This is a genomic window from Paenibacillus terricola (genome assembly GCF_014779765.1).
Classification (GTDB): Bacteria; Bacillota; Bacilli; order Paenibacillales; family Paenibacillaceae; genus Paenibacillus_T; species Paenibacillus_T terricola.
Window position 1 is genome coordinate 1 of record NZ_JACXZA010000003.1, and the last position, 21346, is coordinate 21346.

At 52.9% G+C, this 21346-nt stretch carries 18 protein-coding genes; 7 read left to right on the top strand and 11 right to left on the bottom strand.

The annotated features are described in order from the left end of the window. Positions 1-420: 420 nt before the first annotated feature. Positions 421-1590, bottom strand: a complete 1170-nt coding sequence (locus tag H8B09_RS12245; protein WP_191203837.1) for a tyrosine-type recombinase/integrase — start codon at positions 1588-1590, stop codon at positions 421-423. A 220-nt stretch (positions 1591-1810) separates the two neighbouring features. Beyond that, positions 1811-2110 (bottom strand): hypothetical protein, encoded by a 300-nt coding sequence (locus H8B09_RS12250; protein WP_191203838.1) that lies wholly within the window; start codon positions 2108-2110, stop codon positions 1811-1813. Between the two features lie 201 nt (positions 2111-2311). Here H8B09_RS12250 and H8B09_RS12255 point away from each other — a divergent pair, with 201 nt between their 5' ends. The 3 genes from H8B09_RS12255 to H8B09_RS12265 all read left to right on the top strand — a co-directional run bounded on the left by H8B09_RS12255 (position 2312) and on the right by H8B09_RS12265 (position 6158). Continuing rightward, the gene (locus H8B09_RS12255) at positions 2312-4192 is read left to right on the top strand and encodes a DEAD/DEAH box helicase (RefSeq protein WP_191203839.1); all 1881 of its coding nucleotides are present in this window, start codon (positions 2312-2314) and stop codon (positions 4190-4192) included. A 149-nt stretch (positions 4193-4341) separates the two neighbouring features. Further along, positions 4342-5793, top strand: a complete 1452-nt coding sequence (locus H8B09_RS12260; RefSeq protein ID WP_224753555.1) for an RsmB/NOP family class I SAM-dependent RNA methyltransferase — start codon at positions 4342-4344, stop codon at positions 5791-5793. Between the two features lie 266 nt (positions 5794-6059). After that, positions 6060-6158 (top strand): hypothetical protein, encoded by a 99-nt coding sequence (locus H8B09_RS12265; RefSeq protein WP_006036210.1) that lies wholly within the window; start codon positions 6060-6062, stop codon positions 6156-6158. 77 nt (positions 6159-6235) lie between these two features. Here H8B09_RS12265 and H8B09_RS12270 read toward each other — a convergent pair whose 3' ends face one another. From H8B09_RS12270 to H8B09_RS12290, 5 genes are all read right to left on the bottom strand, one after another. Next, positions 6236-7045 carry a Cof-type HAD-IIB family hydrolase gene (locus H8B09_RS12270; protein ID WP_191203840.1) on the bottom strand — a complete coding sequence of 270 codons (810 nt, stop codon included), beginning with the start codon at positions 7043-7045 and terminating at the stop codon, positions 6236-6238. A gap of 26 nt (positions 7046-7071) precedes the next feature. Beyond that, entirely contained in the window at positions 7072-7854 is a 783-nt protein-coding gene (locus H8B09_RS12275; RefSeq protein WP_191203841.1) for a pseudouridine synthase, read from the bottom strand. Positions 7855-7856: 2 nt separating this feature from the next. Continuing rightward, positions 7857-9587: an RsmF rRNA methyltransferase first C-terminal domain-containing protein gene (locus H8B09_RS12280; RefSeq protein ID WP_191203842.1), complete on the bottom strand. Its 1731-nt coding sequence runs from the start codon at positions 9585-9587 to the stop codon at positions 7857-7859. Positions 9588-10779: 1192 nt separating this feature from the next. Continuing rightward, positions 10780-11577 carry a GTP diphosphokinase gene (yjbM, locus tag H8B09_RS12285; RefSeq protein ID WP_191203843.1) on the bottom strand — a complete coding sequence of 266 codons (798 nt, stop codon included), beginning with the start codon at positions 11575-11577 and terminating at the stop codon, positions 10780-10782. A gap of 20 nt (positions 11578-11597) precedes the next feature. Beyond that, a complete protein-coding gene (locus tag H8B09_RS12290; protein WP_191203844.1) occupies positions 11598-12695 on the bottom strand; it encodes a quinone-dependent dihydroorotate dehydrogenase in 1098 nt (365 codons plus the stop codon). A 222-nt stretch (positions 12696-12917) separates the two neighbouring features. Here H8B09_RS12290 and H8B09_RS12295 point away from each other — a divergent pair, with 222 nt between their 5' ends. Continuing rightward, a complete protein-coding gene (locus H8B09_RS12295) occupies positions 12918-13055 on the top strand; it encodes a hypothetical protein (protein WP_191203845.1) in 138 nt (45 codons plus the stop codon). 17 nt (positions 13056-13072) lie between these two features. Here the strand turns inward: H8B09_RS12295 and H8B09_RS12300 are convergent, their stop codons facing one another. Continuing rightward, complete coding sequence (locus tag H8B09_RS12300) at positions 13073-14485, bottom strand: L,D-transpeptidase (protein WP_191203846.1); 1413 nt, start codon at positions 14483-14485, stop codon at positions 13073-13075. A 317-nt stretch (positions 14486-14802) separates the two neighbouring features. Here H8B09_RS12300 and H8B09_RS12305 point away from each other — a divergent pair, with 317 nt between their 5' ends. Continuing rightward, entirely contained in the window at positions 14803-15555 is a 753-nt protein-coding gene (locus H8B09_RS12305; RefSeq protein ID WP_191203847.1) for a class I SAM-dependent methyltransferase, read from the top strand. 8 nt (positions 15556-15563) lie between these two features. Here H8B09_RS12305 and H8B09_RS12310 read toward each other — a convergent pair whose 3' ends face one another. Continuing rightward, positions 15564-16544 carry a quinone oxidoreductase family protein gene (locus H8B09_RS12310; protein WP_224753556.1) on the bottom strand — a complete coding sequence of 327 codons (981 nt, stop codon included), beginning with the start codon at positions 16542-16544 and terminating at the stop codon, positions 15564-15566. Between the two features lie 136 nt (positions 16545-16680). On the opposite strand from H8B09_RS12310, the gene H8B09_RS12315 reads away from it, so the two are divergent. Next, positions 16681-17130, top strand: a complete 450-nt coding sequence (locus H8B09_RS12315; protein ID WP_318152601.1) for a MarR family winged helix-turn-helix transcriptional regulator — start codon at positions 16681-16683, stop codon at positions 17128-17130. Positions 17131-17454: 324 nt separating this feature from the next. Here the strand turns inward: H8B09_RS12315 and H8B09_RS12320 are convergent, their stop codons facing one another. Further along, positions 17455-17691 (bottom strand): ferredoxin, encoded by a 237-nt coding sequence (locus H8B09_RS12320; protein WP_110045035.1) that lies wholly within the window; start codon positions 17689-17691, stop codon positions 17455-17457. 79 nt (positions 17692-17770) lie between these two features. Next, the gene (locus H8B09_RS12325) at positions 17771-19060 is read right to left on the bottom strand and encodes a DNA polymerase IV (RefSeq protein ID WP_191203849.1); all 1290 of its coding nucleotides are present in this window, start codon (positions 19058-19060) and stop codon (positions 17771-17773) included. Positions 19061-19469: 409 nt separating this feature from the next. Between H8B09_RS12325 and cimA the strand changes: the two genes are divergently transcribed. Further along, the gene (gene cimA, locus H8B09_RS12330; protein WP_191203850.1) at positions 19470-21083 is read left to right on the top strand and encodes a citramalate synthase; all 1614 of its coding nucleotides are present in this window, start codon (positions 19470-19472) and stop codon (positions 21081-21083) included. The last annotated feature ends 263 nt before the right edge of the window (positions 21084-21346 follow it).

Consider the following 21346-nt stretch of genomic DNA (forward strand, 5'->3'; position numbering starts at 1 on the left):
CCTAGGCGCGTCCAGTAACACTGGGTTCATCTTCTTCTCTGCATTTTCTTCGCGACTTCTTCTTCGTATAGAATGCTGTTTGGGTTCTTCTTTGAATATCTCTTCGGCAATGTCGCCTAACTACCTTGTCTCTGAAATTCATGTATTCGCCTTAACCGTGTGTATCTCTGAATATCGCAGATTGATCTTGATTCCGTTGTTTTCTGCGTATTGTTTTCTCGTTCATCATAGCAACCTTTTGATGTTAATTGATGTAAACTTTAAATCCACCTCAATCATCTATGAACTGAATTGCCTCCTATCGCTCATATTTCTCCAGCCGAAATCCCGACTACCTTAATACTATTTTACTATAATATTCCATACCATAGATATCTTTATCTTTATCTTTATAGATCGCCTTTCTTGTCTTTTCTTGCCTCACTTGTCATTGTCATTGTCATTAAACAGCGTGCTGCCGACTTGATCGGAGGCTAATGCCCGGTCGAAGGGGCTTTGGATGCGGCGAACGTCGCGGATGGTGACATGGGTGTAGATTTGAGTCGTTTTGGGGCTGGCATGGCCTAGAAGCTCCTGAATATAGCGCAAGTCAGTGCCTTCTTCGAGCAGATGGGTGGCAAAAGAGTGCCGGAGCGTATGAACGGTCGCCGTAGAACGAAGACCAAGCTCATCTCTCATTCGTTCAAACACATGCTGTATCGTGCGTTCTGTCAGATGTTTAGTCGGATCTGCTCCAGGGAATAACCAATGCAGCGGTTTCTCCTGTTTCATATAGCTCTTAAGCATCTCGTATGCTGCAAAGGACAGAACGGTATAACGATCCTTAGCGCCTTTGGCCTGTCGGATTTTGATGACTTTACGGATTGGATCGATATCCTGCGGCTTCAGCCGGACGGCCTCGCCTATTCGGAGTCCCGCGGAATAAACTAGCGCAAGCAAAGTTCGATGCTTCATATTGGGGACGGCTCCAATCAATCGAAGCACTTCCTCGACTGACAGCACATTCGGCAACTTGCGCTGACGACGAGGCCGCTCCCACTTGTTAGGGAAATCCTTGCGACCCTCCACCTCGCACAACCAGTAACGAAGCGCGCTGATTGCTTGATTCACATAAGCATGAGCTCTGCCGGCATCCATCAGTTTCAGCGTATATTCACGGATCTGCTCATTCTGAATATCTTCCACCTCGCCTCCATGATCAATCATAAATCGCTCGATATGTCCGCAATACGCCTTGCGCGTCCGAATGCCATATCCACGTCTTCGCATATGCTCATCAACATTCTTTGCAATCCCAACAGCCCTCCATTCAGCAGCGATGGACCGCCCGTTCTCCACAAGATTCGCCAACATAGGCACACGGAATAGTAGATCGGGCTCAACCTCACAGTCGACAGCTTTCCTTGTGCACATCGCAATTAACGCGTTGCAGCTGGCCTCAACAATCGGAATGGACCATGCGCGTACTTCTGGATGCCATGAACGCCCTGGCAGTTGGCGTATTTCGTCCAGCAACATCTTCTTATACGAATAGTCGAAAGCTAGCATGATTCTGTCCGTTTTCTGCTCTGAACTACTAATCTTCAACATGACAGGCACCTCTCAATCTTCTGATTGTGTACATTGCGTTTCAACCCTTTACTCCCATTCGTTCTAACAACTTAATGTTTCCAATATAAGCTGTGCCCATTGCTTCTAAACGGGCTTCGGAGGTTTCCTATAGAGCAGCATTAGGGTGAATAAGCATACAAAAAAGAGACTTCCCCAAAGAGAAGTCTCCGATGCTTTCGGATGAAACCGCTTTATTCATTTATAATCGAAACTTGTCCGCCATGTCCCGCCTGCCCATTTGCTCCAATATCGTTCGTTGCCTTGGTCCTATAAGGTCAAAATGCGGGAATTTCTCCCGTCGATGAATATACTTCGGATCAAGACCGTGAGTCCGGCACCATTCTGCCAATCGATCCAAATCGTTGCAGCCAACCTTCGTAATCGTCCGATTGTCCGGCCAACGTTCATCGTACCAGTAATGCGTCAGCAGGGCGATTTCGCCGCGCAGCACGCTTTTCTTCCATTCCTGCAGCTCTTGTCTGCTTACGCCGAATGCCATACTGTCATCACCCTTTAATCTCTCCCGCAATGCTGCATCGCCTAGAAGATCATATGTTCGGCAATAGTATAGCATAGGCACTTCTCATTGCAAACCAGTCATTCCAATGAAGGAAAGGTGCACCAAAGCCCTGTTACTGGTATACTGGATAGGATTAAGACGGTTTACGACAGCCGTATACAAAGAGGAGTTTATACGACAATGGCAACTACGTTCGCAACGCTTGGCGTCTCGCAAGAGCTGACGAGTGTTCTCAATTCATATGGGATTACAACGCCTACCCCGGTTCAGACCAAAGCAATCCCGCTCGCGCTGAAAGGCGTGGATGTGATCGTGCAAGCGCAGACCGGTACGGGCAAAACATTGGCATTCGCGCTTCCGCTGCTCTCCCGCATCGATACGAGCAAGGACCAAACACAAGCGCTGGTGCTCACGCCAACGCGCGAGCTGGCGCTTCAGATTACAGCAGAGATGGCGAAGCTCGCACCCGCTGCAGGCGCTAGTGTCCTCGCCGCTTATGGCGGTCAGGACGTTGAATCCCAAATCCGCAAGCTGGCTAACCGCCAGCCGCATATTATTGTAGCGACGCCTGGACGTCTGCTCGATCACCTTCGCCGCGAGACGGTTTCACTCGGCAAAGTTCGCATGCTCGTCCTCGACGAAGCGGATCAAATGCTGCACATGGGCTTCCTTACTGACGTTGAATCGATCATCGCCAAGATGCCGAGACAGAATCGTCAGACGATGCTGTTCTCTGCAACGATTCCAGACCCGATCCGCAGACTCGGCTCCGAATATATGAACAATCCGGAGGATGTACGCATCACGCCGGAACGCATAACAGTCGATACGATCAAGCAGATCGCGATCGAGACGACGGACCGTCGCAAAGAGGATACGCTTGTGGAGTTGATCGGACGTTACCGTCCATACCTCGCGGTCGTATTCTGCCGGACGAAGGTTCGTGCGAAGAAGCTGAACGAAGCATTGCAAGAGCAGGGCATCGAGAGTGATGAACTGCACGGCGACCTGTCGCAAGCGAAGCGCGAGCAGGTTATGAAGCGGTTCCGTGACGCGCGACTGCAAGTACTCGTTGCGACGGACGTTGCAGCACGTGGTCTCGACGTTGAAGGCGTCACTCACGTCTTCAACTACGATCTGCCAATGGATGCAGAATCGTACGTTCACCGCATCGGCCGGACAGGCCGTGCCGGCAACAATGGCATGTCCGTGACGCTCATGACATCGCGCGATGCAGCGGCTTTGGCTCACATCGAGCGCGCGCTCAACGTTAGAATTGAACGCCGCGACGACTCGGCTGTTGCTCGTGGGGATCTGCCAGTTCGCGTGAAGCCTGATAAGCAAGGTCGTCGTGCTCAGGAAGAGCGAGATGCAGCTTCCCGCGGTGGGCAGTCCGGCGGTCCGCGCGGCAGAGGCAGAGCGGGCGGCGCTGATCAGCGTTCCGGCGGTCGCGGCGGTAATGCAGGACGCGGTGACGCAGCAGCTGCAGGCCGTGGTGGCCGTGGCGAATCCACTTCGGGCCGCGGTCGCGGAGCAGCGCAAGCCAGCTCTTGGAGCGCAGCTCCAGCAGCCGGTCGCGGCGGCGCTTCTCGCTCCGGCGGCAATGCTGGCGGCGGCAAACGAGGCTTCGATGCCGACGCATGGAACGAACCGTCACCGACGCTCAGCCGTGGCGGCTCAACTCCACGCGGCGGTATTGCACCTGCCGGGCGCGGCGGTAATGCTCCCGCAGGGCGTGGAGGCAATGCGCCAGCGGGACGCGGCGGCGGTTCATCTGCGCCACGCGGCGGATCGTTTGCAGGCGGCAGCGTGCTAGCGAACAAACGCGGTGCTGATGCCAGCGCGAATCCTTGGGATTCCGCGCCAGCGAGCAGCCGCAGCAGCGCAGGCGGCAGCAGCAGAGGCGGTCGCTCCGAAGGACGCGGCGGCAATGCTGGCGGACGTGGTCGTTCCGACGCGCCACGCAGCGGCGGTGGTGGCGGTGGTGGCCGCGGTCGCTCGGATGGCGGCGGTCGCAGCGGCGGCCGCTCCAATAACGGAGGCGGACGGCGCGGACGGTAATCGTCGGCGGTTACCGATCCGCATAACAGAACGCCAAGGCCCTCTCACAGGCGCCTTGGCTTCTTCTGTATTTTACCACCTTAATCCCTAATCCACTGACCGAGTACTAACACATAATTGGTTCTATTACATAGAAGGAGTGCGTTCCATTGTCCGATACATCTGAAACACAAACGTCTACAAGAACCACCGTCCCCTTGCCAGACACCTATGTCCAGCAGATGCGAGAACTTCTTGGTGAGACAGAAGCCAACGAATTTCTTGCCAGCTTCCAAGCTCCGCGCGCCTACGGTTTGCGTCTGAATCCATTGAAGGTCAGCAGCACCGAGCTTCCAGCTATTCAATCCATTCAGCAACAGTTTGCGCTTCGACCAATCCCATGGTGCGAGACCGGCTACTACTATGATGAAGCTGCACGCCCCGGCAAGCATCCTTACCATGCCGCAGGCATCTACTATATCCAAGAGCCTTCCGCTATGTCAGCGGCGCAGGCACTCGATCCTCAGCCAGGCGAGACGATTCTCGATCTGGCAGCTGCACCCGGCGGCAAAACAACTCAGATCGCCGGCCGTATGCAAGGCGAAGGTCTCCTCATCTCCAACGAGATTCATCCTGCAAGGGCCCGCATTCTAAGCGAAAATGTCGAGCGATACGGCATTCGCAATGCCGTCGTCACCTGTGCACCACCGGATGTGCTGTCTGCACGCTTCCCGCAGTTCTTCGACCGCATCATGCTCGATGCGCCTTGTTCTGGAGAGGGCATGTTCCGCAAGGACCCTGATGCTATCGGGGAATGGTCGCTGGATCATGTCCAGATGTGCGCGGATCGGCAGGCAGACATCTTAGAACATGCAGCGATTATGCTGAAGCCCGGCGGACGACTTGTTTATTCAACCTGTACGTTCAACCGTTCGGAGAATGAGAACGCAATGGCTGCCTTCATTGCAGCACATCCTGAGTTCAAACTCGAAATAACAGAACGTCTATGGCCTCATCGTTGCGAGGGCGAAGGCCATTTTGTCGCGGTGCTGTTCAAAACAACAGGTGATGATGTGGGGCGCACCACCTTCGTCCCGATTAATCAAATCGCAAGCCGAGACAATCGGAATGCGCCTCAGCGCAGTAAAGGCAAAGCCAAGCCGGGCAATAACAGCTCTCTTGCCGCCGACATGGCCCTGTTCGAAGCATTCGCTGAAGAAGCGCTGCCTGGCTTCAAGCTTGGACCTGGTGAGCCTGTTCGTTTCGGAGAAGCGCTCTACTGGCTGCCTCATGACAAGGAAGGCCGTTTCAGCGCTGCCTCCATCGAAGGGCTGAAGGTCGTACGGCCCGGTCTCCAGCTTGGCGAACTTAAGACGAAACGGATCGAACCTGCTCATGCACTCGCACTCGCCGTCCGTTCCGAGGAAATCGCAAGACTAGCCAGCTTCGGTGCTGATGCATCCGAGACCGCAGCTTATCTACGCGGTGAAGCTTTGCAAGACGATAACAACTATTCCGGCTGGACCATCGTCGCAGCCGATGGCTTCCCGCTTGGCTGGGCCAAGGCAAGCGGCGGCCAGCTTAAGAACCATTTGCCCAAAGGCCTTCGCCGTCTCACATAAACACCGATGCGTGTCCTAATTATCAGCGCAGCATCGGATAATCGTCTCCGACACAGCCATCATGCACGGTCGAACGTCCTTCATGCTTTCGACGCATCCATCGCAATTAAGGGATAGGTTTCTGCCCAAACTTGCGGGATACAGGGCAAATGTCCAAACGTTACGGGCTGATCGTCATATTATACTGTATACCGAGCAGCAAGGAAGACGAACAACAAGATACAGCAGCCTTGGGTGCCGGAATTCGAGTCAGGGAGGAATATCGCATGTCCGGTGTATACGGCGGTGGAGGTTTCACGACGGCAGGTGTCATCCTGGTTCTGTTCATTCTGCTGGTAATTGTTACTCGCGGAATCTTGTACTAATCACCAGAGCTATGCGACACCAATACAGAAAACGCCAAGCAGCTTAGCTGCTTGGCGTTTTTTCCGTTCCCATCATTCTATACGTTTAATACGAATTTATTCAACGCGTGCATGACGCCGTCCTCTGCATTCGAGAGCGTATGTTCATCTGCCGCTTCCTTCACATCTTCAGGCGAGTTATCCATCGCAACGCCCAATCCTGCAAAATGAAGCATCCCGATGTCGTTATAATAGTTGCCGATCGCCATGACACGCTCGCGCGGAATGTTCTGCTGCTTCGCGTATTGCTCAAGCGCGCTTCCTTTGTTCGCCGATGGATGCTGAATATCGATGAAGTATTCGCCGCTTCGGATGATCTGCAGCTCCGTCTCCCAAGTCCGCCATTCAGCCTCAACTTTATCAAGCGTCTTCGGATCCGCGAATACCGTCATTTTGACCAGACCCGTTGGAATTTGATCTTTCTCGATGACGATCGGCACGATGCCGTACTTGGCATACATGTCGAGCCCTTCTTGATCCAACTCATTGAACAGATACAGATCGAATGCCGTATTCAGGTCAAAATGAACCCCCTGCTCCCAGCAATAGTTCATATAGCGGGTTGCCTGCTCCAGCGTGAATTCATACTGATGAACGATTCGCTTATCATCGGCATCGATCGTCGCCGCGCCGTTATGTGTAATAACGATGCCCTGAAGGCCAAGCTTGTCCATAATTTGAAAAGCACCGCCAGGACCGCGGCCCGTACATACCATAATTTCCGCACCGCGCAGTCCAGCTTCACGAACCGCTTGGCGCGTTCCTTCCGTCAGTTCATGATCATCCGTCAGCAAGGTTCCGTCTACGTCCAACGCTATTAATTCGAATGGCAGCACTTCTCTTGTCATGTCTCTCACTCTCCACTTTACGTTTGTTAAGATCGGTCGCTGTTCTTGTGCGCTCGCAGCAGTTCCAACTCTTCTTCGGTAAGCTCGCGATATGAGCCAATTGGAAGAGACTCATCCAGCTTGAGCGGCCCCATCGACACCCTTTTCAAATAAACAACTTGTTTGCCGACCGCCTGGAACATCCGTTTAATCTGATGATATTTGCCTTCGTGAATCGTTATCGTAATCCAACATTCATACAGCTCGCCAAGCAGCTCTGCAGAATCAACAACTAGCTGAGCAGGCAGCGTGACATAACCGTCATCCAGCTCAACGCCTTGCTCGAACTGCTTCTTATCATGCAGGCTCACTGGCTGGCTGCCGTGGATCTTCGCTATATAGGTTTTGGGCACATGCTTCTTCGGTGACAGCAGATCATGTGCGAGTTGGCCGTCATTCGTCAGCAGCAGCAAACCTTCTGTATCCTTATCCAATCTTCCGACTGGAAAAGGTGCCAGCACCTGATCATCTGTCTCAAGCAGGTCGATGACCGTCTCATCGCGAGTATCCTCCGTCGCAGAGACGACGCCCGGCGGCTTGTGCATCATCAGATAGATGACGTCGCGGTAGACAACCGTTTCGCCTGCATATGCAACCTGCTGCTCATCGGGCTTAATCTGAATGCCGCTGTCCTTCACGACTTTGCCATCGACGGTGACAACCCCTTGCTTCACCGCTCGTTTGATCTCGCTGCGTGTCCCATAGCCCATATTCGACAGCAGCTTGTCCAGCCGAAGCCTTGCTCCTGCTGCTTTATCTTTCTTCGCCATCGTTACACCCATCTCCAACCTGCCGGCAGTTCGTTCTTGAGCATGCCGGACGCATATTTGCCCCATCCAATCGGGTAGTTGTCCACACATATCAGCGTATAGCCTTTGTGTGCCGTATCATCTCCGATGACGGTCAGCTCCTCTGTCGCCAGATGAAGCGTTTCCCCTTTCAAAAATCGCATGATTGCCGCGTCGTCCGCGCTGCCGCTCCACGACCGCTTCATCTCGCTTCGACGCAGCCCAAGTGCAAGCGCCTGCGATGGCTCGAAACGATGCCGCCCCGCATCGCCCAAGTACCAGCCTGCTCGAACGACTCGCAGCCCGTCGAGTGATGGCAGCCCTTCCGGCTGCCAATATACGCGCGAGCCGAACGCGACGAGTCTGCCCGTCCATTCGTCAGTGCCGATCAAATGCTCGTCCGCGAAGCTTCGCCAAGCTTCAGCCGGATCAACAGCCACCGCTGCAGCAGCTCCGCCGCCGGCTTTGCCGCCATTGGCATGTTTACCAGCTGCTGCACCTTTCCCGCCATTGCTTCCGCGCGAAGAACGATCACCGCTACGTGCCGCACGTCCCTCATCGCGGCGTTCCATTCGGTCACGCTTGCCGCGTCCAATTGGTGGTTCGCTGGCTGCGAGCACTTCTTCACGACTACCAGCCTGTTGCGCCGCAGCATCGGATTCAGCTTGTCCATCGACTGGAAGTGGCTTCCGTCTTACAACTGCAACGAAATGGCCTTCGCCATCCAGCAAATGCGGCCACAACCGCGCCATTCCCGACTCCGCTATACGACCATCAGCTGAGGCTGTTTCACCGCTAGCTTGCTTATCGCCAGCAGTCACTTGTGCTTCATTCGCGCCTAGACTCTCGCTGCTCTCCTGAGTACTACGGCCTTCGATACCGTTCGTGTCAGCTTGTCCCCACTCCAAACGCCCTTCTACGAAACCCGGCGCCAGTTGTATGGAAACCCGCTCCAGCCTAGGATCGCCAGCGAGGAGATCAGCAATTTGCACCTCATTCTCTGCAGGCGAGAAGGTACAGGTCGAATATACGAGAATGCCGCCAGGTGCCAGCATCTGTGACGCATGTTTGACAATGTCCCGCTGCATGCCTGCACATCGCTCTACCGAATGCCGCTCCCATGAGGCGATCATCGATTCATCTTTACGGAACATGCCTTCGCCAGAGCACGGTGCGTCGACCAGAATCCGGTCGAACCAGCCTGCGAACACCGGTGCCAGCGATGCCGGTTCCTCATTGAGCACGACCGCGTTGCGGACACCGGCGAGTTCAATATTCTTAGCCAACGCCTTCGTCCGTTCCCCCGCGTTGTCATTGGTGACTAGTACGCCTTTACCCTGCAGCTTCGCCGCTATTTGCGTTGACTTGCCGCCTGGCGCTGCGCATAGATCCAGCACGCGGTGGCCAGGTTGTACGTTCAACAGCTCTACCGGCGCCATCGCGCTTGGCTCTTGAATATAATAGAGGCCCGCATGATAGTAAGGATGCTTGCCTGGCCGGTCGTCGCCATCATAATAACTGCCCGTCTCACACCACGGGATCGGGCGAAGATGGAACGGCGATTGCTGCCGCCACTGCTCCGGATCGATCTTCAAGCTGTTCGAACGCAGGCCATAAAGTCTCGGCGCATCGTAAGATGCCATGAAAGCATCGAATTGCTCACCGAGCAGCGTCCGCATCCCGTTGACGAACGCTTCAGGCAACTGTTGTCTCATCAGTGTCCTCCTGAAAGGGGCTTGGCCCCTTTGACCCCATTTTTTCTTTTTTTTCTAAAACTTATTAAATGATTTCAACTGAAAGAGTTCTACCCACCCAAACCCTCCCTGCAAGGGAGGGCCCCATGGGACTCCCGTCCCCTGGACCCCGGAAGGGGATGGTGGCGATACTAAGGCGCGTGTACGTTACATCGTGCTTGGAGTCGCGTGCCCCTGTGGGGCACAACTCTTGTTCGAGCCTTTTCTACCCACCCAAACCCTCCCTGCAAGGGAGGGTCCCATGGGACTGCCGTCCCCTGGACCCCGGAAGGGGATGGTGGCGATACTAAGGCGCGTGTACGTTACATCGTGCTTGGAGTCGTGTGCCCCTGTGGGGCACAACTCTTGTTCGAGCTTTTTCTACCCACCTAAACCCTCCCTGCAAGGGAGGGCCCCATGGGACTCCCGTCCCCTGGACCCCGGAAGGGGATGGTGGCGATACTAAGGCACGTGTATGTTACATCGTGCTTGGAGTCGCGTGCCCCCTTGGGGCACAACTCTTGTTCGAGCTTTTTCTACCCACCCAAACCCTCCCTGCAAGGGAGGGCCCCATGGGACTCCCGCCCCCTGGACCCCGGAAGGGGATGGTGGCGATACTAAGGCGCGTGTATGTTACAACGTGCTTGGAGTCGCGTGCCCCTGTGGGGCACAACTCTTGTTCGAGCTTTTTCTACCCACCTAAACCCTCCCTGCAAGGGAGGGTCCCATGGGACTCCCGTCCCCTGGACCCCGGAAGGGGCTGGTGGCGATACTAAGGCGCATGTAAGTTACAACGTGCTTGGAGTCGCGTGCCCCTGTGGGGCACAACTCTTGTTCGAGCTTATTCTACCCACCCAAACCCTCCCTGCAAGGGAGGGCCCCATGGGACTCCCGTCCCCTGGACACCGGAAGGGATGGTGGCGATACTAAGGCGCGTGTATGTCACATCGTGCTTGGAGTCGCGTGCCCCTGTGGGGCACAACTCTTGTTCGAGCGTAATTTTTACCAGAGCCATAAGCACCAGAATATGAAACGTGTGATGGCTAGGGGCGTATAGGTAGTTAAGTGTTAAGCCCCAATAGAGCACGCACGTTCATGTGCGCTAACTATCCCGCTGCAAATGAAAAACCGGGCTCACCGCAAGGCCGGCCCGGTCTTCATGTGGATGTTGAGGCTAATTGCCGCGCTTGGCTCGTACAATTGCCTGTTCAATATCGTCTGACAGCTGTTTCAAGCCGAATACATCCTCATGTTCCCACAGCTCATTGAACTTGAGTTGGAACTGGGCCGCTTCGCGGAAGCGGTTATAGAAGTACAGATGCTGAATGCCTGTCAGCACACGCGATACGACGTTGGAGTTTTCCTCGAAGTCGCGTTGTGCGTCGATAATCTCTTGCCGGATGCTGGACATCTCCGCATCGAGCAGCGAGGCGGTTTCTGCCGCCTTCTTCAACCGCGCCTTGACGTCCTCCGGCAAGCTTTCCTTATATTTATAGTTCAGCGAATGCTCGATTGTCGCCCAGAAATTCATCGCGAGCGTCCGAATCTGAATCTCAGCCAGCACCTTCTTGAGTCCGAGCGCCGTCTGAACCGGATACTCGACAATCATATGGTAGCTGCGATAGCCGCTGTCCTTATAATTCGTTATATAGTCTTTCTCATATACAAGCGTCAAGTCGTGTCTCGATCGAATGAGAGACGCTACACGATGAATATCATCGACGAATTGGCACATAATGCGTATGCCTGCAATATCTTCGATTCCTTGTTCCAGCTGATCGGGCGCAACGTTCAGCCTCTTCGCTTTCTCCAAGACACTTGAAATTTTCTTAACTCTGCCGGTTACGAACTCGATCGGAGCATATGCCTCTCGCATCTTCAGCTCGGCACGCATTGTCTTGAATTTGACTTTGAGCTCCTCTACCGTCTGTTCATAAGGTTGTAGAAATAATGTCCAGTTCCTTCCGTCCATCCGGCCGCCTCCTGATTCGATTAGTGGTGATTGGAGCCTACCGCTTCTTGGATCGATCGGAATCCGTCACGCTTCAGCCGTTCCTTCAATCCATCGGTCAGCTCGCGGAACAAATCCGGCCCTTTATAAATTAGAGCCGTATAAACCTCGACCAGACTCGCACCTGCGCGAATTTTATCGTATGCGTCATCAGCCGTAAAGATGCCTCCCGAACCAATAATGGGCAGCTTGCCGCCTGTCTGACGATAGACAGAGGAAATGACTTGTGTCGAACGAGCGCTGAGCAGCTTGCCGCTCATGCCGCCCGCTTCTTTTGCATTCGGATGCGTAAGTCCTTCGCGAGACAACGTCGTATTCGTCGCGATTATACCGGACACGCCGCTTGTCGCAATCGTATCGACCGTATATTCGAGCTGCTCGTCCGTCATATCCGGTGCAATTTTCACCAGAATCGGCTTCACTGCCGCTTTACGCTTCGCTGCTTGCTTGCCCATCTCCTCGTTCACGGTAGAGAGGAGCAGCTTCAATTCATCGCCATGCTGCAAGGCGCGCAGATCCGGCGTATTCGGGGAGCTGATGTTGACGACGAAGAAATCGCCTTGATCATACAGCGTCTGAATGCAGCTCCGATAATCTTCATGCGCCAGCTCGTTAGGCGTCACTTTGTTCTTGCCGATGTTGACCGCAAGCGGTACTTTATGGCTGCGTCTGCGCGACAGCTTGTCCGCCATCGCTTCGGCTCCTTTATTGTTGAAGCCCATTCGGTTAATAAGAGCTTGGTCTGGCGGGAGGCGGAACAACCGTGGCAGATCGTTGCCAGCCTGCCCCTTCGGCGTTACCGTACCAACTTCCATGAACGCAAGGCCAATGTGCGAGAAGCCATCCGTAGCTTCGCCGTTCTTATCAAGCCCGGCTGCCAAGCCGATCGGATGGTCAAAATGCAGGCCGAACAAATCAACCGCAAGCTCCGGCGAAGGTTTGACGCCATACATCGAACTCAGTATCGACGTTGCGCCAGGAATACGACCTGCAGCCGCCAGTCCGTCGATTGTCAAATGATGCGCACGTTCAGCATCAAGCCGGAACATAAACGGCTTGAATATTTTGGAATACAGCACTGATGTGTCACTCCGTTCTTTCCTCTATATATGTCTAAATTCTCTACTCTTCAGTTTATCTGTTTCTAAACGAAAAGAAAAGGGCTGCAACATCAGTTGCAGCCCTTAAGTCGCATGAATGCGGCCCTTCTCTATGCCCAAGTATTGCAGCTATGGAAGTAAACGATTACAATAATAGCATTGGTAGATCATTACTTTGGTTCGATAGAAAGGGTGAAGTGCATGAGCGCACCGAAACGTAAAGCACCAGCGATGAAAGCTAAGCAGCCTGAAGCCGTTAACAAGAAAATGTTATACTGGTGGGTTGGCATCTTTGGCGTCATTCTGATCGCCATGATCTTGCTGCTGGTTCTCACCTAATCCATTCGATTCACGATTTAGGTCAACCATGCATAGGTACGACGGGGGTTTGTCTCGTCCTGTTTCGGCTCCAGGTGGAAACGTTCCGCCGGTACCGATACAGTGGCGGGCAGGCCCCCTTGCTGTATCGTCACCTTCGTGCCCAGCGGCACCAGGTCATACAGCTCCTCCAGATCCTCTTGGCTCATTCGTATACAACCTAACGAATCATCTACGCCTATGCTTTGCGGTTCATCTGTTCCATGAATGGCGTAATTCGTATCCGACAGCGTCATGCCTCTGCTGCCATAAGGTCCATCATCACGACCATTCGGATTTCTAACCTTCTCGCTGATGAGGAACGACCCTTCAGGCGTTCGATCTGCGCCTAACCCTACTTTATAAGAACGGACGATAATGTCACCGCTCATAACAGCAAGCCTGTGCGTCATTTTATCAACACGGATTTGCAGCGGCGTATTGGACCACTTAGCATCAGATTGGGATGCGGCATTCTGTCCAACTCCTGCTGCAGCTTTCCCGATTGCATTACCCTTCTGGTCGCCTTGCGCTCCAGCATTGCCATTGTCTCCCCCAGACGTTTGTCCCTTCAACTCGCGCTTCAGCTCTGTCAACAACCGCTCGAACATGGCCTGCATAATTGGCGTATCGCCTGCTAGATAGTTGTTCGGATAAGGCTTGACCAAGTCATCGACAGATGCCGGCCATTGACCCGTACGGCTATAATAATGGCGGATTCCGCTGGCCAGCGTCCAGCGCTGCTCCTGTTCCTGTGTCCAATCAGTGTATGCGGCATAAGATTTCGTTGCATCAGCCGGCGAGCAGTTGCACAGCCGCGACTCATACCAACTGAGCTGCATGACGCCGCCTTGTGGCAGCTGTTCAACAGCGAATAGCAGCTCCGTCGTTCCATTCCAGTTGCGCCAATTGCCTTCCTGCTGCAGCTTGGCCGCTATTCCAAGCGCCGCCCGTTGATCTCCCGCCATCAAATGCTGCATCGCATCACCCAATTCATCTGCCGTTGTTGATTCAACAAGCGCAACGCCGATAGCTGACGATGAGGTAGACTTCACAGCAGGAGCCGCAACATGGTTCGTCTTCGAGCGGCTAATGGAGAACACAATGGCTATCAGCAAGATGGCAGCAGCAACATAAGCAGCCCGCCAACGAATTCGACGCTTTCGCTCCTTCCGCAGCCATTCCATCGCATGCTCAGCCTGCGCCCGCACCTGCTCCTGTGCTTCCGACAACGGATCTGGCCGCTGCTCATATGCTTCATATATATCGCCAGCCTGAATGAAACAATAATTCGCCTTCGCCGCTCTCCCCTGCTGCTCATATTGCTTTCCGAGCAAATACCAGGCCATCCGATTCTCCGGATGCAGCTTCACATATTCCTTCAGATGCTCTGAATTCCGAATCGGATCCATCTCTATCTTGTCCCCCTCCGATCGCGTTACCTTTTCTCTCTATATATATCGGATAGAGACATGATTTCGTTGAACTTGAATCGAATGGAATGGAATAGAAAGAATGTTGCTTGATCGCTATCCACCGACTTATAATAGGGGCATTCTTCCGCATGGGGTGAAATGGGGCATGTTCCGAATCGTTCGAAGTAGCTAATTGTCGGGCTGGGTCACACGCGTACCAGCTAACAAGGGGGTTCTCTGCCCTTTGGACCCGACTCTGCAACGAACAAGCGCTTTAATCGGAACAATCTAATCTCATGAGAGGATGATTTACATTGAATCAAACACAATACAAGCAGTTTTACGAACAAGTCGGCCGATTGAACGGTTGGAATTTCAGCCACGTCAAATGTACAACAAAGGGCGTACTATGGGATTTCTACGGAGAGGTTGCCGCGCGATGCGGCCCATCGGATATTTTACTCGATATCGGTACGGGCGGCGGAGAAGCTCTGCTGACGATTGCGGATTCGGCCTTGCTGCTCATCGGGATCGATAATGCTGCCGGCATGCTGGAGACCGCGAACGCGAATATCGAGCAATCAGGAAAATCCAACGTACGCTTACTGCCAATGGATGCAGATCAGTCGCTGGACTTCCCTGATTCGTTCTTCAACATCGTTTCGAACCGCCATTGCAGCTTTCTTGCCTCGGAGGTATGCCGAGTTCTGTGCAGCAATGGATGCTTCCTGACGCAACAGGTCTGCGAAGGAGACAAGCAGAATCTTAAACAGGCTTTTGGTCGTGGCCAAGCTTTCGGCGTGTCAGACGGCACCTTATTGAAGCAGTATCAGGTGGAGCTTCTTGAAGCTGGCTTCCGCTCGGTCCAATCGTTCGAATACGATGCAATCGAATACTATCATCGCGCTGAGGATCTTATTTTTCTGCTGAAGCATACTCCGATCATCCCGAACTTCGGCCAAGACGAGAACGACTTTGCGATACTTGAGCGATTCATTGCAGACAATCAGACGCAGCAAGGGATAAGAACGAATGCGAAACGATTTATGATCATTGCGACCAAATAGATGCCGATTTACTCACGAACAGCAGGTACAAACACCATTCGCTCCCCCGCGAGCGTTGGTGCATCCCAAACTTCTGCAACGTTGGACAATGGGCAGGTCACCGCATCCACTTGAAGCTTGCCTGCGGCTATCGTGTCAATCAATGAAGGCAGCTCAGCTAGATATCCGGCCATCGTAACCGAGCCTTGACCGCTGCCGACGAGCTGGAAGTTCGCTGAACGGAGCGCTGCCGATGGAATCGCTGCCGTGGCGCCTGCAATAGAACCAATCTGGATCCAAGTCAATGGCCGGCTGCGGTCCGATCGCTTCTTTAATAGTGGGAGCATCGTGAGCGCAGCCGGTTGTCCCCATAAATAATCGATAACGACATCGACCTCCGAAGCTGCTTCGCCCAGACATTTAGTCGCCTCCTCCAAATCGCCTGCAAGAGAAACTGTTACATCCGCCCCTAGTGATTTCAGCGACTCCAACCGCTCCTGATCACGACCCGCACCAATCACTTGACCCGCTCCGAATAATTTGGCAATCTGCACCGCCATCATTCCAGAGTTTCCTGTTGCCCCTAACACAAGCACCTTCTGCCCTGGTTCAAAATGAATCCGTCGGCGCAGCGCCACCCACGCGGACATTGCAGGATTCATCGCTGCGGCGATACGTACAACATCCGTACCATCCGGCAGCGGCAAGCTGCGGCGAAGGTCGACAATCGTCTTCTCCGCCATCGTTCCAATCGATGTATCCGGCGAAACAAAATAGATCAGTTGCCCATTCGGGAGCCGTCCAACGCCGTCAATGCCTGGAATAAGCGGCAGTCCATTCTCGCCTCTACTCGAATAATGCGAGCCGTTCGCTTGTGCCCGCACAAAGTGGTGCAGACCAGCTGCAAGCACATCAACGACTACCTCATGCGGTGAATTCGGCTCGGGCACTTCAATTTCCTCATATTGCGGACCTCTATCGAATGATCGTACCACAGCTGCATTCATCATTCCGTACACCCTCCATAGGAGCAATTGACGCTCATTTAGTTTGTCACACAAACTATAATAGTTTGTGTGACGTACTAAGTCAATGGGCAGTTTGTGTGTTACAATAAGCAGACAACAACTGTATGGAGTGGATGATGTGACGAATCCTTTTACACCATCAGAAGATGGGCTTTCTCTCGTCGACAGCATGGTGCAGTTTTCCTTCCTGGTCCATAACGCGCTGAACCGAATCGGTGCAGAGCTTGATCTATCGATTATTCAAATTCGTCTGCTCGGCATACTGCGCGACCGCGAACCAACCATGCAGCAGCTTGCCCAGCATCTCGGCTTGGACAAATCGAGCATTACCGGCCTTATCGATCGTGCAGAGCGGCGTGGTCTCGTTGAACGTGTCGTATCTCCGCATGATAAGCGCGGCTTTCTTGTGAGGCTTACGAAGCTAGGGAGGCAGTTGATCGAAGAGGGCGAAGCCCGAATCGTGCAGTATCTGACGGAGATGGCGGATGCGCTCTCGGAAGCAGAGCGAAGTCAATTCACATCGCTTGCGACTAGAATGATTTTTTCCGCGCAGCCTTATTCGCGATGAGGGGATGGTTGATGAAGTGCATGCGAATCCTCATGCGGGCAGTCTAACGGTTACAACAGCGCTTATTCAACTGAATTAGTACCTTTTCCTACGCTAACGGTTGTCTTAACACTTATAGGCACTTTTTACATCAAAGAATGGCCATTTCCACTCGATTAGCGTTGCACTGCAACCGTTAGGGCAGGATAGGCCCTGATATCCCGACAATAGGACGCTCCTGCAACCATTACCTATTCGCACCAACCTCACCAACACCGCCTACCCTGATCAGACATCAAAAAAAGCCTTGTCCGCGATGGACAAGGCTTCTTGGATGCGCATATTTTAAGCGTTGAACGGTACGTCTGCGATCTTGATGGAATCCGTCGGGCAGCCGTCAGCTGCATCCTGCAGATCGTCGTACAGATCTTCCGGAATTTCTTGGTTACCGGTGTTTCCGTCGCCATTGTAGATCGTTTCAGCAAGACCTTCATCGTCGTAATCATAAATGTCAGGAGCCGTTGCCCCGCAAGCGCCGCAAGCGATGCAAGTATCTTTCTCGACCCACGTAAATTTGCCCATTTTGAACCCTCCTAAATTGATGCGTTGACAAGCAGATATCTTATACAGATTAGAACGAATTCGCCATAATCCATGACTCTTACTCCTCACTATATAACATATGCTCGTCTGTTTGCAAGGATGTCCCTCTAATTCGTTTATTTCGAATTAAGGCGGATGGATCATCGCCAAGCATGCCCGCAGTAAGCACTGCCGCCTCTCCGAATTTGTCCCTGAGCGCATCCATAACGCGTGTCAGCGCCTCTTTCTTCGGTTGCTCCTCATAGCTGAACAAGTCAAGCTGAACGGCCGTCTCCTCGCGCGGCGACAGCTGTGCAAGGGTAATGCCAAGCAGCCGTACCGGCTCACCTTCCTGCCAATTGGCATCGAATAGCTTACACGCTTCTTTATAAAATAAGTCCGCTGTTTCGCTCGGCACCTCGAGCGTCACAGACCGCTGAATCGTGGACATATCGGGACGCCGAATCGTCACCTGCACCGTCTTTGCCATCAGCTTCTGCCGCCTAAGTCGTCGGCCGGTCTGGTCTGCAAGATTCAGAAGCACGCGGTGCGCATCCTCCCGCTTGATCACGTCTGCCGCCAGTGTCGTCATATGACCAACCGACTTATTGCGATCTCGGCCTTCCTTTACCGGCGAATCGTCGTGTCCATGCGCTGCCGATTTCATCCAACTGCCGTATACACCAAAGTTCCTTACCAGAAGTGATTCCTCTGCTGCAGCCAGTTCGCCGATCGTCATGATGTTCAGCTTGCGCAGCTTCTCAGCTGACTTGCGGCCAACGCCAAACAGCGTATCGCACGGCTTATTCCACAGCACGGCAGGCACATCCCGCAGCCGTAGCACAGTAAGACCTTTGGGCTTGTGCATATCTGAAGCCATCTTCGCCAGCAGCTTATTAGGAGCCACGCCAATCGAGCAAGGAAGCGACCACTCATTCCAGATCCTCTGCTGTATAGTACGCGCAATTTCGAGCGGTGTGCCGAATTGCTTGGATCCAGTAATGTCGAGGTAGCATTCATCGATCGACGTCGCTTCAACCAGCGGTGTATATTGCATCGCGATGCTCATGAATCCGCGCGAATATTTCCGATACAGATCAAAGTCAGGCCGAATAAGAATAAGCTCCGGACAGAGACGCGTCGCCTGCCGCACCGTCATTCCTGTTCGAACGCCTTTGCTGCGAGCGGCATAGGAGCAAGTAACGACAATCCCTTTGCGCAGTTCAACGCTGCCTGCAACTGCGGTCGGCTTATCACGATAGAGATGCGGCTCCTCCGCTTCATGCACGGAGCAGTAGAACGCATTCATATCGAGATGCAGAATGACTCTGCCCTTTGTCGGATAATAACGATCCGTCTGCTGCTCCATGCTTAACACCCCTTCGTGCACCGTTTATTTTGTCCAATCGACTTTCCTTCAGCATACAATTTAATAACCATTCGAGCAATGTAATGAGCCCGCAAAAAAATAGCGCTTTCCACTCTACTTTCGATCGTACAAGTGTTATAATAGGAAATTATGACTTGAAGATAAATTTCCAAAGTACAGTGTTATAATGAGAAAACCTCTGTCGAAGGAACTCGAAGATGAGCGACCGCGTTTTAGAGGTAGGTTTTATCGCCAATAAGAATTTGTTTTTTCTTCTGGGATCGAAATAAATCAATTCTTATGTGGTAGGAAATTATGACTTGAAGATAAATTTCCAAAGTACAATATTATGACTTGCCGAACATTGTAGAAACAACGTTAACGGTAATAAAGGAGGAGCGTCCCGACTATGACAAATGCCATCTCGATCTTTGACACGACGCTGCGTGACGGCACACAAGGTGAAGGGATCAGCTTGTCTGCGGAAGACAAAATCAAAATCGCCCTTAAACTCGACGCACTGGGCGTTCATTATATTGAAGGCGGCAACCCCGGCAGCAATGGCAAGGACATCGAGTTCTTCCAACGTGCGAAGTCTCTTGGACTAAGCGCTAAGCTGACAGCTTTCGGCAGCACGCGCCGCAAGAACAGCCTCGCCGAGCAGGACTCGAGCCTTGTTCGCATTATTGAATCCGGCGTTCCTGCAGCGACGCTGGTCGGCAAATCGTGGGACTTCCACGTACATACCGCCCTGCAGACAACGCTTGAAGAGAACCTTGCGATGATCTACGATTCGATTGCATTCCTGAAGCGCAGCGGACTTGAAGCGATGTTCGATGCCGAGCATTTCTTCGATGGGTTCAAGAACAATCCGGAGTACGCATTATCTGTTCTGAAGAATGCGCATAACGCCGGCGCGGATTGGCTTGTCCTGTGCGATACGAACGGGGGCACGCTGCCAGGCGAGATTCATGATATCGTGACTCGCGTACGCCAAGAGATCAATGCACCGATCGGCATCCATACGCATAATGACTGCGAGCTGGCCGTAGCGAACACACTCGCTGCTGTACAAGCAGGCGCTCGACAAGTGCAAGGAACAATTAACGGTTATGGCGAGCGCTGCGGCAACGCGAACCTATGCTCAATCATCCCAACGCTGCAGTTGAAGATGAATTACAACTGTGTAACGGACCAACAGCTTCAATCGCTTACGGGCACAGCCCGCTATGTGAGCGAGATCGCGAACGTCAATATGCCAGTTGGCCAACCTTACGTTGGCAACGCAGCATTCGCTCATAAGGGCGGCATCCACGTCTCCGCGATCATGAAAGATTCGAAGACGTATGAACACATCTCTCCTGAGCTTGTCGGCAACAAGCAGCGTATCCTTGTGTCCGAGCTCGCAGGTCAGAGCAACATCGTCTCCAAGGCATTCGAGCTTGGTCTCGACGTGAATGCGAATACGGACAAAACGAAAGACATCATGAACCACATCAAAGAGCTCGAGCATCAAGGCTATCAATTCGAAGGCGCTGATGCATCGCTCGAATTGCTCCTTCGCGAAGCTTATGGCGAATCGACTGAGCTGTTCAAGGTTGAGTCGTTCAAGATGCTTGTCGACAAGACGAATGGTCATATGGTATCCGAAGCTATCGTGAAGATTTCGGTCGATGGCCAGATGGTTTATACAGCTGCAGAAGGCAACGGTCCAGTGAACGCGCTTGATAATGCGCTTCGCAAGGCATTGGTACAATTTTACCCAGAGATCGAGAACATTCACCTGTCGGACTACAAGGTTCGCGTTATCGATGAGAAAGATGCTACTGCTGCCAAAGTACGTGTACTCGTCGAGTCCTCCGACTTCGACAATACATGGAGCACAGTTGGCGTATCGAGCAACGTCATTGAAGCAAGCTGGGAAGCGCTTGTGGACAGCATCCGTTATGCGCTGCTTGGCATGTCGAAGGTTGAACCAGCTAACAGCGAGTCGAAGGAACGTCTTGGACTTGTGAATCACTAAATAAATATACACAAAGCCGAAGGGACAGCAATGACTGTCCCTTCGGCTTTTTCTTATGATTCGGCTATGCCTTTGTGTAAAGGATTGGGCTGTAATCTCAAGTAGCTCAGCAAGTTTAACGAATCAAACTAATCAAGACAACTGACGCACCCACCAACGCTATAATAGAAAACAAAAAATAGCTGAGTATCCTTAATGGACGTGGCATTGCGTTTACATCGACTTTTTTCAATGGTCCTCCACCCTCAATATTTTGGATAGAG